The sequence below is a fragment of the Micromonospora maris AB-18-032 genome (assembly GCF_000204155.1).
Lineage (GTDB): Bacteria > Actinomycetota > Actinomycetes > Mycobacteriales > Micromonosporaceae > Micromonospora > Micromonospora gifhornensis.
On the sequence record NC_015434.1, the window covers coordinates 2,675,800 to 2,688,685 of the forward strand.

The 12,886-nt window shown below is 67.4% G+C and carries 14 protein-coding genes and 2 pseudogenes; 8 read left to right on the forward strand and 8 right to left on the reverse strand.

Features of this window, described 5'->3' with window-relative positions; all coding sequences use genetic code 11:
* The first annotated feature begins 2 nt into the window (after positions 1–2).
* From VAB18032_RS12120 to VAB18032_RS12130, 4 genes are all read left to right on the forward strand, one after another.
* The gene (locus VAB18032_RS12120) at positions 3–350 is read left to right on the forward strand and encodes a cold shock domain-containing protein (protein WP_013733121.1); all 348 of its coding nucleotides are present in this window, start codon (positions 3–5) and stop codon (positions 348–350) included.
* Between the two features lie 100 nt (positions 351–450).
* Positions 451–591 carry an HAD family hydrolase gene (locus VAB18032_RS31670; RefSeq protein ID WP_013733122.1) on the forward strand — a complete coding sequence of 47 codons (141 nt, stop codon included), beginning with the start codon at positions 451–453 and terminating at the stop codon, positions 589–591.
* Positions 592–602: 11 nt separating this feature from the next.
* On the forward strand, positions 603–1,163 hold the full coding sequence (locus VAB18032_RS30035) for a hypothetical protein (protein WP_013733123.1): 561 nt from the start codon (positions 603–605) through the stop codon (positions 1,161–1,163).
* Positions 1,160–1,990: a DUF5984 family protein gene (locus VAB18032_RS12130; protein WP_013733124.1), complete on the forward strand. Its 831-nt coding sequence runs from the start codon at positions 1,160–1,162 to the stop codon at positions 1,988–1,990. Before VAB18032_RS30035 ends, VAB18032_RS12130 begins: the two co-directional genes overlap by 4 nt.
* Positions 1,991–2,095: 105 nt before the next feature.
* Here the strand turns inward: VAB18032_RS12130 and VAB18032_RS12135 are convergent, their stop codons facing one another.
* The 4 genes from VAB18032_RS12135 to VAB18032_RS12150 form a co-directional block, all read right to left on the reverse strand.
* Entirely contained in the window at positions 2,096–2,623 is a 528-nt protein-coding gene (locus VAB18032_RS12135; RefSeq protein ID WP_148272255.1) for a hypothetical protein, read from the reverse strand.
* A gap of 459 nt (positions 2,624–3,082) precedes the next feature.
* Entirely contained in the window at positions 3,083–3,598 is a 516-nt protein-coding gene (locus VAB18032_RS30040) for a PIN domain-containing protein (RefSeq protein WP_126713179.1), read from the reverse strand.
* 29 nt (positions 3,599–3,627) lie between these two features.
* On the reverse strand, positions 3,628–4,719 hold the full coding sequence (locus VAB18032_RS12145; protein ID WP_013733127.1) for a helix-turn-helix domain-containing protein: 1,092 nt from the start codon (positions 4,717–4,719) through the stop codon (positions 3,628–3,630).
* Positions 4,720–5,253: 534 nt separating this feature from the next.
* Entirely contained in the window at positions 5,254–5,613 is a 360-nt protein-coding gene (locus VAB18032_RS12150) for a winged helix-turn-helix transcriptional regulator (protein ID WP_013733128.1), read from the reverse strand.
* 80 nt (positions 5,614–5,693) lie between these two features.
* Here VAB18032_RS12150 and VAB18032_RS12155 point away from each other — a divergent pair, with 80 nt between their 5' ends.
* Entirely contained in the window at positions 5,694–6,674 is a 981-nt protein-coding gene (locus VAB18032_RS12155) for a zinc-dependent alcohol dehydrogenase family protein (RefSeq protein WP_043720509.1), read from the forward strand.
* A 257-nt stretch (positions 6,675–6,931) separates the two neighbouring features.
* Here the strand turns inward: VAB18032_RS12155 and VAB18032_RS12160 are convergent, their stop codons facing one another.
* The 4 genes from VAB18032_RS12160 to VAB18032_RS12175 all read right to left on the reverse strand — a co-directional run bounded on the left by VAB18032_RS12160 (position 6,932) and on the right by VAB18032_RS12175 (position 10,401).
* Positions 6,932–7,816 carry a helix-turn-helix domain-containing protein gene (locus VAB18032_RS12160; protein WP_013733130.1) on the reverse strand — a complete coding sequence of 295 codons (885 nt, stop codon included), beginning with the start codon at positions 7,814–7,816 and terminating at the stop codon, positions 6,932–6,934.
* 15 nt (positions 7,817–7,831) lie between these two features.
* Positions 7,832–8,674 (reverse strand): oxidoreductase, encoded by an 843-nt coding sequence (locus tag VAB18032_RS12165; protein ID WP_013733131.1) that lies wholly within the window; start codon positions 8,672–8,674, stop codon positions 7,832–7,834.
* 257 nt (positions 8,675–8,931) lie between these two features.
* Positions 8,932–10,083, reverse strand: a complete 1,152-nt coding sequence (locus VAB18032_RS12170) for a hypothetical protein (RefSeq protein ID WP_043720512.1) — start codon at positions 10,081–10,083, stop codon at positions 8,932–8,934.
* A gap of 6 nt (positions 10,084–10,089) precedes the next feature.
* Positions 10,090–10,401 (reverse strand): hypothetical protein, encoded by a 312-nt coding sequence (locus VAB18032_RS12175; protein ID WP_043720514.1) that lies wholly within the window; start codon positions 10,399–10,401, stop codon positions 10,090–10,092.
* 220 nt (positions 10,402–10,621) lie between these two features.
* Between VAB18032_RS12175 and VAB18032_RS12180 the strand changes: the two are divergent.
* The 3 genes and pseudogenes from VAB18032_RS12180 to VAB18032_RS12190 all read left to right on the forward strand — a co-directional run.
* A pseudogene (locus VAB18032_RS12180) lies at positions 10,622–11,072 on the forward strand (TOTE conflict system archaeo-eukaryotic primase domain-containing protein); the annotation flags it as partial.
* A 59-nt stretch (positions 11,073–11,131) separates the two neighbouring features.
* Positions 11,132–11,323: pseudogene (locus tag VAB18032_RS12185) on the forward strand (hypothetical protein); the annotation flags it as partial.
* Positions 11,324–11,464: 141 nt separating this feature from the next.
* Positions 11,465–12,727, forward strand: coding sequence for an ATP-binding protein (locus tag VAB18032_RS12190; protein WP_013733136.1), 1,263 nt, complete (start codon positions 11,465–11,467; stop codon positions 12,725–12,727).
* Positions 12,728–12,886: the final 159 nt, after the last annotated feature.

Genomic DNA, 12,886 nt, shown 5'->3' on the forward strand with positions numbered 1-12,886 from the left:
CGATGCTCGCGGGCACCGGGCAGAATGTTTGGGTGGCAGGCTCAGGAGTCGTTCGGATCTATCACGGCGATGAAGGCTGGGGTGTCATCGATGGGGCCGAGGTTCCCGGCGGGTGTTGGGTCCATTTTTCGGCTATCGCCATGAACGGGTACCGGCAGCTTGCTGCCGGACAGGGGGTCTCCTTCATCGCCGAGCCGATGGCGCAGGACGGGTTCGCGTATCGGGCGGTAAAGGTGTGGACGACCGAGACAGAGCCCCTTGACGAACAAAGCGAGAGTGCCCAGTCCCGCGCGTACCACAGCACGATGACACTGGCCTTTGACGAACCACCCGAGCGCGGCGGGCGCTGACAACCTGTCCGACCCAGCGGCCACATGATCGAGCATCCCGTCGATCGGCCACCGCACCATCAGTGCAGATCCGAGGCGGCGGGATTGGAATACTGCCGCAGTGACGGTCAAGGCGCTCATCTTCGACTTCGACGCCCTGCTGATGGACACGGAGACGACGCTGCTGGAGAGCTGGCGTGGGGAGTGGCGGCGGCATGGCCTGAAACGATTCGCGCTGAGCCGCCAGCGTGTATCCACGTAGAGTCCCTGGCCGTGGACGAGGATCGCTTCGAGCGTTACGACCGGTACGAACGGGCACTCATAGAAGTTCTTGACCTGCTCGGCCTCGCGCACCCGCCCGCACCGTCCGGCGACGAGCGCACCAACCAGAAGGTCCGCCGACACTGGCAATGCCACGTAGCCCTCATGATCATGCGGGAGGCCGCGCCACAGCAGCCCGAGGAACTGTTCGAACCACTCATGCGCGCCGCCGTCTACGAACCCGACCCCAGCCACACCCAACGGCACATCAGGCCAGCGCTGGCTGCCTTCGGCCGCAGACGCGTTCAGACGAGGCTTCTCGAATACCTCTGGACGGGAACCAAATACGAGATCATCGGCGCGGCGGACGCCTGGTACTGCTCATACCTCCGCGTCGCGGGCAGCGGGGTCGAGGACGATCCGTGCACCGACCTGCGGCACGACTTCCAAGAAATCGGCCTGCACATATACCTGACCAACGACGATCCACGAGTCCGCAGCCGCCTCATCTCGCTGCTGAACCTCCGCGCCGACAAGAACACCCCAGAGCTGCGCCGGGTACTGCCTCAATGATCAGGTTCCGGTTCGAGCTGTACCCACTGGACGAGGTGTCGCCGTGGGGCCGCGACCAGCCGAGCCTGCACTGGTTCGGGCTCACCGAGGGCTGGTACTGGCTCGAAACAAGCGGGCAGGAACTGCTGCGCCGCACCCGGCAATCCGACCCGCATCCCTACATCGACTACTACCTGGCCCGGCTCTGGGAAGACCTCATCGTCCTGACACCGGAGGTGCTGGAGCCGGTGCCCGACGATCTGCAGCCGTTCATCGCCTCCCACCACGCGCAGTGGACGTGTGACCCGCTCGAGTTCGTGGAAGAACCGGATGAGAGACGGTTCGACGACGGCAACGCGGACGTGCCCGACCATCCGGTCGTCACGGCCGCGGTATGGCACGGCGAGCACCACCTGGACTTCGGATACCTGCGGAACCCTCCCACGCTCCGGCTCTGGCGCACCACCTGCGGCGATCGCGACGAGATCACCTTGGACTGGCGGCACGAGGACGACGGCGAGATCGGCTTCACCGCCGACTCCACAGTCCGGCTCAGCCTTCCGACCACCGCTTACCTGGAAGCCGTACACATCCTCGACCGTGAGCTGATGGACGCCATGGGGCAGCGGGTCGAGGATCTGGAACACCGCGGTGGGCTACCTGGTGTGGACATCGACCTCGTCGACCTGCGGCGGGAACACGAAGACCGGCGGCATTGGCTTGCCAGGAACCTCGACCGTGCCCCGAAGACCGACTGGAATGCTGTCCGCCAAGGTGCCCGTCTGCTGCTCGGTGACGTTCCCACGGGCCGACACCTCCATGGACCAGGCAATCCTTCGGGCACCTGACCGGGGAACAGCATCCGCTCACCGGCAGTACCGGCAGGCTGAACAAAGCGACCTGATCACGTTCTGCAACCGCGGCCAGCGGCCAGAAGAGGATGGCCGCAGGGCTCAGCCGCGGCTGGCGTACAAGTAGACGGTCACCGCGTCGGGGGCATCGAGGTTGAACAGGACGGCCCGACGTGTGCCGTCGGCAGTGGGTTGCTCTTCATCGACGCCGGAGACGGACTTGGCGGCTTCGGGATCCCACAGGTCGCCGCCGCCGACGTTGTGTTTTGCGTCGACTGCCCGTAGCCCGGGTACGGGCGCCGCAGTGAACTTCGCCGTGGCGATGAAGACGTCGAGCTCGGTTCGGGGTATCCGAAACTTCGCCGAAAGCACCGTTTCCAGGCCGTTGCTGTAGGCGGCGGTAAGGAGCACGGTTCCGGGCGGCAGGGTCACGTGAGCGACCGCTTCCACCTGAGCGGCGCTGGCGACCTGCGGCGTGGACTGCACTGGGAGCAGGTCGATTCCGCTGGTGCTGGCGACGAGCCCGGCCCCACAGCACATGACCAGCGACAGCACGAGGCTGATGCACGCGAGTACCAACGCTATGGTGCCGCGCCGATTGCGGGTGGCCGGGACAACGGTCTCGCTCATCGCCGACACCATACGGTGTGCCCGTTGATCGGCACGTCCCGACACCGGGTAGCCTCGGAAGCAGTCACCGTCCGTGGCACGCGGCCGGCGGTAGAAACCGACGTCTCCTGGGGCTTGCCGATAGCGAGGGTTCGTCGGCACGTCAACATCAGCTGATCACCGTTGCGCACTTTGGTGTTCGACAGAAGATAGGCCTGGGCGGCCAGACCGGTCCTGTGTGGGCATGCTCGTGCCTGTCCGGGCGTACCGCCGACTCGAACGCCTCGTCTTCAACGGCGAGTCAGGCTCTCCGGCGGTCGAGCACCACGGCGTGGCGAGCTACCGCCCTGTCTTCGCCGGTCAGCGTCGTCGTCGTGGCGCCGGTCGGATGAGAGCAGCTTCCGGTTGACCACGCGAAGACCCTGGCCGCCGCATACGAGGCACTGCCCCTTCGTTAAGCCGAGTAGTTGTCAGCAGCGACTACAGGAGATTGTGCTTACGGGCGAAGTCCGGGAACTCCGCTCCGGAGCAGGGCAGACGAGCACCCGTTGCTCTCAATGCCTCAATGAGGTTCCCCGCAGCCGTCAGGGTCTGCTTGCCGTCTCGGCAGGCCGCCGCGAGAAGCCAGATGGTGCCGTGAACGCGGGCACCGTAGGCACGGGCGACCTGCGTCGCGTTCCTGTCGTCCGTGATGGCCACGCCTTCCCGCAGTTCGGCGGCCGCGAGGACGGACGCTTCCCCGAGGTCGCGCTCACCTGAACCGAGCCGCGCGGCCCATTTGGTAAAGCACCGCACCTCATCGAGCGTGTCCAGCTGGGCAGTGGTCAGCCAGTCCGCCTCGCAAGCGACGGCCAGTTCACGATGATCCTCAGATCCCGCCCGCAACTCCTCCCGAACCACCTGCGTCGTCCAACATTCGGCATCGAGCAGCAGATCCTGCAAGACGTCCAGCCGGTCAGCGAGAGTGAAGTGGCTGAGAATCATGGTGTCGAGCACAAGGACGGAGGTGACGTGCGGTGGGCGACTCACGGGGCGATTTCCAGGTCGTCGTCCTGCGGTAGGTCCGCCTCGGCGATGTGGCCATTCATCAACTCCAAAGCCCTGGTACGTGTGATTCGCCTGTTCCGCAACGCTCCCATCACGGCCTTTGCGTATGTGGGCGATACCCGTACCGACTCGAGGTCGGGCTGCGGTACCCAGCCCACCGCCTCCATGAACTCCGCGTGGGTCGGCCGAACCTGGCTCCAGGCCCTACGGGTCTCTGCGTCGATGGCCCCTGCCTGCTCAGCCTGCCGCAGTGCCAGCAACCAGGAGGTACGGTATCGAGCCGCATAGCTCACGATCTGATCCCGGCCCACCGTCCCACGGGCTGCGGCAATCGCTTGCACGGGCAGCAGCAGTTCGGCGGCGAAGGCGTCAATCACCGTCTCTCGTTGTGCACGTGAGGCACTCAGGCCGAGGTCGGCGGAATATTCATCACCAATGATGAGGTGCCCCAACTCATGGGCAGCGGTAGCCCGACGGCGGCCAGGATCGCCCGTGGTGCTCACGACAGCAACGGCGATGTCGCCCTCGATGAGCGATGCGCCGTCGCCTGGCAGGTCGGTGACCAGAACCCACTGACCTGCGCGCTCGCAGACGTCCATGATGCTGTCGATCGGTCCATCGCCGAGATCGAACCGCTGCCGCAACCACCGGGCTGTCTGACGCGCATCGTCCTCGGATGTCACCGAATGCGGGTAGCGAAGCAGCGGACGGGCACGCAGGACGCCAATGTCCAGCAATTGCTGGACATTGTGCAACCACTCCACCAGAGCGATTTCGAGGCGTTCCGATGACCGTGCTGCCTCAGTGTCGGTTTCCTCGGTCAGCGGCGCCGCCCGTCGGGACAACACCGTGGGCGGCGGCTGGATCAAGTACTCCATCGACACCTTCAGCGCCCTGGAGAGCTTAGCCAGCTCCAGGGCGTCCAAACGGCGGCTGCCGGCCTCAACCTTGGCCAGCATGGTGCGGTCTAGCCCCACCATCGTGGCGAGATCCTGCTGTGAGATCCCCAACGAAAGGCGGGCTTGTCGTACCTGCTCACCGACGAGGGGCCAGTCCCAGCCATCAGCCATGGTGCGATAATCGCACACTCCGCGGCGGAATGGGTCAACACAGGGAAGTCCTGGATTCGGCGTATCCGGCTGACGCCGGAGGGGTACCGCAGGGGCATCGCACGTTTCGCGACTTCGGGGGCAAATCCGAAGCCGCGGACCCTGACGCCGAAGCTCGTCATCCGGCAGCACGGGCACCGGCCAGCAGACGCTCGACCGACACGCCCACCGTCGAGCAACTCGTCGTGCTCAGCTATTTCGCTCCGACAAGCACCGCGCTGCCTCCGGCCTTCCCGACGATATTCCGGTCTGGCAACCAGCGCCGTTACGCATCAGCCGCGAGCTGGCGCCGCCTCGCAGGAGCAGCTGCGCCGTGGTGGCGCCGAACAACTCCGTGTAGCCCAGGGCTCAGGTCGTCGTCGTGCTCGTGTTTCGCACCTGCGACCCCGCGCGAAGCTGTTGCCTATCCGTCCGCCAATGAGCTCGTCGTGGCGAGGGCGCACGCGAGGCGTTGGGGCGCAGCGTCGCCTGGACCTCTTCGGTGGGTTGGCTAATTCAGTGCTCGTTCTGTTCCTGGAATTCGACGATGGCGGCGCCGTTGTCTCGGGCCCAGTCGGTCAGGACCTTGATCGGCTCGACCAGGGTCTGCCCGAGTGGGGTGAGGCTGTACTCGACGCGTGGGGGCGCCTCGGCGTAGGCGCGGCGTTCGACCAGGCCGTATGCCTGCAGGCGACGCAGGGTCTGGGTGAGGACCTTGTGGGAGATGCCGCCGATTAGGTGGGCCAGCTCGCCGGGGCGCCGGGGTTGCAGGCTGAGGGCGAACAGCACGATCACCGCCCACTTCTCGGCGATGATCTCGACGGCCAGGCGGGTGGGGCAGTCGGCGAGGAAGACCTGACCGTGGGCGTCGTGCACAGGTCGAAAGGTACCAGCGGGTTCCTATCGGCTCCGTAGCGTTTTCCGGTGAAGCCCACCAGGAGCACAAGGAGCCATCCATGCCACGAGTAGTCGTGTTCGACGAGACCGGCGGTCCGGACGTTCTGCGCGTCGTCGACGAGCCGGTCATCGAGCCCGCAGCCGGCGAGGTGCGCGTACGCATCGAGGCCTTCGCAGTCAACCCGCTCGACCAGATGGTCCGGGCCGGGCAGTCCCCGCGGCCCGTGCAGTTGCCGCATGCGCGGCTGGGCGTCGAGGGAACCGGTGTGATCGACGCGCTCGGGTCCGGGGTGACCGGACTGGCCGTCGGCGATCCGGTCATCCTCGGTGCGGTACCTGACTTCGAGACCAGGGGCGCGTACGCGGAGTACACCACGCTGTTGGCCGACCGGGTGGTGCCCCGGCCCGCCGGGTTGGAGCCCGTCGGTGCGGCGGCGCTGTGGGTGTCGTACTTCACCGCCTACGGCGCGCTGGTGGACAGGGCCGGGATGCGGCCGGGGGACCAGGTCCTGATCACCGCGGCGTCGGGCGGTGTCGGGCGGGCCGCGATCCAGATCGCCCGCCAGATCGGCGCCGTGCCGATCGCGGTCACCCGGCAGAGCGCCAGGGTGCAGAGCCTGTTGGCCGCCGGAGCCGCCGCGGTGATCGCCACCGACCGGGAGGACATCGGGGAGGCCACCCGGCGGCACACCGGTGGGGTGGGCGCCGACATCATCCTGGACGCCGTCATGGGCCCGGGCCTGGCCGAACTGTCGCTGGCCGCGAAGCTCGGCGGCACCCTGGCCACGGTGGGCTGGCTGGACCCGCGGCCGGCGTCCTTCCCGGCGAATCCGTCGCTGACCATTCACCGCTACATGAGTTTCGCGGACATGGTCGACCCGCAGACCGCGCGGCGCGTCGCCGCGTTCCTGGCCGCCGGTGTCCGCACCGGCGTGCTGCAGCCGACGGTGGACCGGGTGTTCCCGTTGGACGACATCATCGAGGCGCACCGGTACCTGGAGAAGGGGACGCCTGCGGGCAAGATCGTGGTGACGCCGTAATCGGCGAGGTGCGGTAGGCGTCAGCCGGGGTCAGGTACGGCATCTTATGGCGCCTGGTGTCTGCCGGCAGCGGCACGACGGAGGCTCCCGTGGCATTGACCAGACAGGCCGGTGGAACCTCGTGGACGACGATGCGCCCATCTGCTCCCTGCAGATCAGCCGCGGCAGTCTGCTCAGGGCTCGGGCACCGGTGACGAGTGCGGATGCCGTTGGTCTGCGTACTCTGTGAGATTTTCCTGCCGCCGTGCCCGGCCCTGTCAGCTCCCGGGGTGGTGCGAGGTGAGCCTTGCCGCGGGTTCTTCCCGAGTGGTCCGGGTCCATCCGCTGAGGAAGGCCAGGGCCTGCGCGGAGCGGGAGTTCGGTTCCGCGGTGTAGACGAGCAGGGTTTGATCGGTCGTGCCGCGCACATCGAGGACCTGGAAGTCCAACGAGAGTTCTCCTGCGGTGGGATGGAGGAAATGTTTGCGCCCTGACCGTTGTGCGCGAACGCGGTGGGTGGACCACCAGTGGCGGAAGTCTTCGTCCTTCATGGACAGCTCGCCGACGAGACGAGCTAGTGCCGGGTCCTGCGGGTAGCGGCCGGCATCCATCCTGAGGTAGGCCACGCATTCTTTGGCGACCGTCTCCCAGTCGCGGTAGAGGCTGCGTACTCGCTGGTCGAGGAACGCCAGCCGGATGTGGTTGCGGTGCTGCGGCGCAAGAACGCTGAAGTCTGTGAAGAGGGCGGCACCGAGAGTGTTCCAGCCGATGATGTCCATCCGTCGGCCCAGCACCAGGGCGGGCACTGCGGTCATGCTGTCCAGCAGCACCCGGGTGGCGGTGGAGACACGTTGCGCGTCGGGCGGTGCCGGGTTCGCCCGTGCTGCGGGGCCTTTGGCGTCGGCCGCGCAGCGAAACAGGTATTCCTGCTCGTCAGGGCGCAGGTCGAGTGCCTGCGCCAGCGCCTGAAGGATCTCCGGTGAGGCCGTCTTCGCGCGGCCTTGTTCCAGGCGCACGATGTAATCCACACTGACTCCCGCCAGCATAGCCAGCTCTTCGCGCCGCAGCCCGGGCACGCGGCGGTGACCGGTACTCGGCAGCCCGGCGGCCTCAGCGCTCACCTTGGCACGGCATGATCGCAGATAGTCACCCAGCTCGGTCATGGCGTCTCCTTCTTCTCAGACCAGGACGTCGTCGTAATCGGTGGACAGCGCCAGGTCCCGCCACGCCTCCGACTCCGCCCGCAACTGGGTGATCTTGTTCTCCAGCTCCTGAAGGCAGTCACTGCCCAGCTGAGCCCGCACTGGCGGATTCTCCGCGTCAGCGAGGGTCAGGAACGCCGCGGCACCCTTGACCGGATCCCCTGGCTGAGCGTGATTGAGACCAGGCACCGCGCCGCGCACCGCTCCAGCGGTGCCGGCGTAGTCATCGATCACGGTGCCCTCGGTGCGCAGGCTCCGGTCATCGAGGAAGTCGGTGCGGAAGTAGCCCGGCTCGACCAACGTCACGGCGATGCCCAGTCCCGCGAGTTCGGCGCGCATGGCCTCGGAGATCCCTTCGACGGCGAACTTGGTCGAGCAGTAGATGCCAAAGCCTGCCGAGCTGCTGAAACCTCCCAGAGAGCTGACGTTGAGGATCCGGCCCGAGCGCTGCGAACGCATCACCGGCAGCACCGCGCGGGTGACGTTGAGCAAGCCGAAGACATTGGTGTCGTAGATCGCGCGAACTTCGGCATCGGAGGACTCCTCCACCGCGCCAAGTAGGCCTCGCCCGGCGTTGTTGACGAGAACGTCGATTGCGCCGAAGGCCTCGACCGCGCAAGACACTGCTGCGCGGGTCTGCTCCTCATCGGTGACATCGAGCGCGACCGCGAGCAGGCGGTCACCGTGATCGGGCAACGCCGCTGACACCGCCTCGGGGTTTCGGGCGGTGGCTACGACGTTATCGCCGCGATCCAACGCCTGACGGGTGATCTCCAGGCCGAAACCGCGCGAGGCGCCGGTGATGAACCAGGTAGTCATGAAGCGCTCCTTGAACTGAAGAGACCATGGGTCCCTTCGTGTGATCGATATTCGCTGTGTGTGGCGACCCCTTTCATGCTGGCCAGGTCCGCACTGCTCAGCCAGGGACGGATATGCATAGGAACGGCCAAGGCACCCGGCCCGCCAATACGGGTGCAGCAGAGACGTGCGCGCTCGGCAGACGGGCAGCCCGGCTGGATGGCCTTGAGAGCCGGCGTGGCGTCTTCGAGTTCAGAAGCCGGCCAGGCCCCTCTTGGTCAGGTGTCGAGGCCTGCGAGGTTGAGGCGTTCGAGCAGGCTGGGCTTGCGGGCGTGCGCCGCCCGTAGCTCGGCCACCCGGTGTCGGAACGATGAGCTGTCCCCGTCGCGTTCGCCGAGTTCGCGCAGGTCAACGAGGAGTTGAACGGCGGTGTCGTACTCGCGGGGTCTCTTCGTGGCGATGAGTTCGTCGACCCGCTGCCAGGCGGCGGGTTGGTCGACTGCGAGGGTGTCGAGGTGTCGTTGTCGGGCGGCTGCGGCGGACCGTTCGCGGCGAATCCGTTCGCGTTCCCGCTGCTCGGCATCCCGTCGTTCCCGCACGGCGCGCAACTGCGCGGCGGTGGCGAGCAGTTGACCGGCAGTACGGACGGCCGTCGGGGTAGACGCCTCGGGGGAATGCGCGTCGCGGTAACGACGCAGCAGTCGGTTGCGTAGATGGCTGTCGCCGCTGGTGATCAGGTCGGTCAGGATGGCGTCCTTGTCCCTTGCGGGCAGTCCGACGACCCAGGTGCGTAGGTGCGCGGCGGTCGGTTCGCCGGAGGCGGCCGGCGTCGACCCGGCCGCCGCGGCCGCGATCAGGTCGGGATCGATGCGCAGGAATTCGGCGGCGGCGGTGAGGGGCGCGTTGAGGGCGCCCAGTCCGGCCGGGACGGGTGGTTCGGGCTCGTCGTCGGCGATCTCCTCGGACTGTACGCAGCGCAGCCAGGCCAGGTAGAGCAGGCGCAGGTCGCCCGCGGCGAGGCTGGCCCGGACCGGGATGATGGAGGTGAGCAGACCGTGGCCGTCGAGCTCCCACTCGTCGACGCCGTCCTCGTCCTCGTCATGCAGGTCGATGATGATGTGCGTGCCAGCGGTCCACATGGCCGCGCTGTCACCCTGGCAGTACCGGGCCACCGTGGCGGGGTCCAGCACGTGTTTCGGTAGCCGCAGCATAAGCTGGCGGGTGCCCCAGTTCGCCAGGTACAGGTGCGCGTCGAAGTACCGTTCCATCAGCTTTCGCGGGTCGCCCTTGAAGTCGCCCCACTCGTAGGTGTTGACGAAGCTGGTGGCGGTGATGTCGGCCCGGGTCGACAGCGACCGCAACTCGGCCCGCTCCCGGCCGGTGAGGGGCCGGTCGAGGGCGGTGAACTCGTAGTACTGGTACTCGCTCATCGTGGCCTACCTTTCGGCCCAGTGCCGGTAGGCGTCGATCCACCCGGCGCCGTCCGGTGGCGGGGTGGGTAGCGGCAGGTCGAGTAGGCCGATCCGCTGCCGGTGGTGGCCTCGGGCGCAGAGAGCGACGATGGTGTCCGCGGTCAGGTCGATCTTCCGCACGGTGACCTCGACGCCGAGGACGGTGGTGGTGAACGGCACCGCCAGATGTTCCTCGATCATGGTGAACAGGCCGGTGAGCTGTTCGTCGTCGCCGTACGCGTCGACCGTGGCTTCCTCGATCATCGCCTGCAGCGCGGCGGTCCCCTTCGATGCCATCGGCGGAGGATAGCGGACCGGTGTCGCGGCGTTTGAAGCCCGATGCGCGAGGATGTTCGCGTGGGTTCGATGGCCGAGTTCGTCGATCTTCGGCGGGAGGTGGAGCGGTTACGGGCGGAGAACGCCCGGCTGGCGCGTCTGCTGCAGGCTGCGCGGTGCGGACACGTCTGCGGCGCCGGAGCAGTTGTCCGCGCCGGTGGAGCCGCCGGGGCTGGTCAGCATGGCCTCGCCGACCCGGGACAAGCTGGCGTTGTTCGCCGACCGGTTCCGGGCCCGGGCCGACGTGTACGCCGTGCGGTGGGAGAACGCCCGTACCGGCGCTGCCGGGTGGATGCCGGCGGTCGCCGGCGGTTGGCGTAAGGGGATGGACCGGCGCGGTGCCACCCACCTGCCCTGCACGGCTGAGGTCGTCGCGGCGCATCTGGTCGGCGACGTGTTCATGGGCCTGTACCCGCTGATGCCCGGCAACACCTGCCACTTCGTCGTGGCCGACTTCGACGGGCCGACGGCGATGCTCGACGCCCTCGCGTACGTGAAGGCGGCACGGGCCAACGCGGTGCCGGCCGCGTTGGAGATCCCAGTCAGGCCGCGGAGCCCACTTCACCGGCGCCGTTTCCGCAGCCACCGCGCGGGCCGTGGGCACGGTCCTGCTGCGTGAGGCGATGGTGCTACGCGGATCGATGGACCTGCGCTCGTGCGATCGATTGTTCCCCAACCAGGACGTGCTGCCCGGACCGCACGCCAGGCCAGCATGTACAAGGTGGTACTCACCGAAGCCGCTACGGTTGAGGACCTGCACACCTGGCTCGATGCGCACCTCCTCCGGCGGCTCTGGCTCAGCCTCTGGCTGCCACCCCAGCTTCGCCAACGCTGGAAGGACGCCTTTCCCGAACTCGCCACGACCCGTAGCAACGCGACGTAGCCGTGGACTTCTTTTACGAACCGCCCCGTTCGTCTGGCCCGCAGATCGAACATCAAATGGCCGCGTATCGAACGCGTATGGTGCCGCAAATCGAAAGCAAGAGGCCTCGCAGATCGGAAATGCGCCGGTTATGATGACGCCGTGCCCACACCGCATCTGATCCCCCGCCACGCTGCCGCGCAGGTCAACGCTGCTCTGGCGGACACCCGCGTCGTCTTGATCAGCGGGGCACGTCAAGCGGGTAAGAGCACCCTGGTCCGCCTCGTTGCCGGCGATCGTCTGGCCGAGCGCCGCGATCTTGATCGGGCTCAGGACCGGGCGGCGGCGATCGCCGATCCGGTCGGGTTCGTGGACTCCTCCGAACTCCTGGTCATCGACGAGATCCAGCGCGCTCCGGAGCTCCTGTTGGCCATCAAGGCTGCCGTCGACGAGGATCCCCGTCCTGGCCGGTACCTGCTCACCGGATCGTCTCGGCTGTTCGGCATGGTGGCTGCGCCGGACGCGCTGCCCGGTCGGATGGAAACCGTCGAGCTCTGGCCATTTTCCCAAGGCGAACTCGACGGAGCCCTGGACGGATTTATCGACGCCGTCTTCGCGCTCGGCCCGGACCTGCGACACGAGTCGGACGTGACCCGCGCCGACTACGCGGCCAGGATCGTGCGAGGCGGCCTACCCGAGGCCACCGCCCGCACCGACCCGCGCCGCCGCCAACGGTTCCTTGACGCCTATGTCCAGGCGCTCATCGACCGCGACGTGCGGCAGCTGTCCGACATTCAGCACAAGGGCGAGCTACGCAGGCTGGTACGCCTCCTCGCGGCCAGGTCCGCGACCATCATCGCCGCGAACTCCCTCGAGTCCGCCCTCGGACTGAGCCGGCCGACGATCGTCCGCTACCTCCAAGCCCTGGAAGAGATCTTCCTGATCAAACGGATTCCCGGCTGGTCCCGCAACCTCGGCACCCGTGCCACCGCCGCGTCGAAGCTGATCTTCGTCGACTCGGGCATCGCCGCCAACGAAATCGGGACCGACGCCCGGGCACTGCTCCGGCCGGGCGCACCGTTCGGCCCACTGCTCGAGTCATTTGTGCTGTCCGAGCTGTCCCGGCAGCTCACCTGGTCCGAGCAGTTCGTCGACCTGTCCCACTACCGCGACCAGAGCAGGTACGAAGTCGACGCGGTGCTCGAGAACCGAGCTGGTCAGGTGGTCGGGATCGAGGTCAAAGCAGCCAGCACCGTCGGACCCGACGACTTCCGCGGCCTACGCCGACTCGCCGACCGCCTCGGCGACGACTTCATCGTCGGCATCGTCCTCTATACCGGAACCGCCACGCTGCCGTTCGGCGACAGAATCCGCGCCATGCCGGTCAGCGCCCTATGGCAGGTTTCCACCTCGACAGCAGGCTGACAGGCCGCTCATCAGCCGTCAGGGGAGTGGGCATGCCCTCAACCGGGCGGAGGCGGTGGTGTGGCGGCCACGAGCAGGGCGAGTTCCCGGACCAGGTCGTCCAGGGACTGACCGGTCTGCGCGCGGACCAGTCCGAGGGCAAGGTCGGCGAGCACTCGG

Coding starts and splice junctions, on each gene's coding strand:
- VAB18032_RS12120 (WP_013733121.1), top strand. CDS start 3: ATGCTCGCGGGCACCGGGCAGAATGTTTGGGTGGCAGGCTCAGGAGTC.
- VAB18032_RS12130 (WP_013733124.1), top strand. CDS start 1,160: ATGATCAGGTTCCGGTTCGAGCTGTACCCACTGGACGAGGTGTCGCCG.
- VAB18032_RS12135 (WP_148272255.1), bottom strand. CDS start 2,623: ATGAGCGAGACCGTTGTCCCGGCCACCCGCAATCGGCGCGGCACCATA.
- VAB18032_RS12145 (WP_013733127.1), bottom strand. CDS start 4,719: ATGGCTGATGGCTGGGACTGGCCCCTCGTCGGTGAGCAGGTACGACAA.
- VAB18032_RS12155 (WP_043720509.1), top strand. CDS start 5,694: ATGCCACGAGTAGTCGTGTTCGACGAGACCGGCGGTCCGGACGTTCTG.
- VAB18032_RS12160 (WP_013733130.1), bottom strand. CDS start 7,816: ATGACCGAGCTGGGTGACTATCTGCGATCATGCCGTGCCAAGGTGAGC.
- VAB18032_RS12165 (WP_013733131.1), bottom strand. CDS start 8,674: ATGACTACCTGGTTCATCACCGGCGCCTCGCGCGGTTTCGGCCTGGAG.
- VAB18032_RS12170 (WP_043720512.1), bottom strand. CDS start 10,083: ATGAGCGAGTACCAGTACTACGAGTTCACCGCCCTCGACCGGCCCCTC.
- VAB18032_RS12175 (WP_043720514.1), bottom strand. CDS start 10,401: ATGGCATCGAAGGGGACCGCCGCGCTGCAGGCGATGATCGAGGAAGCC.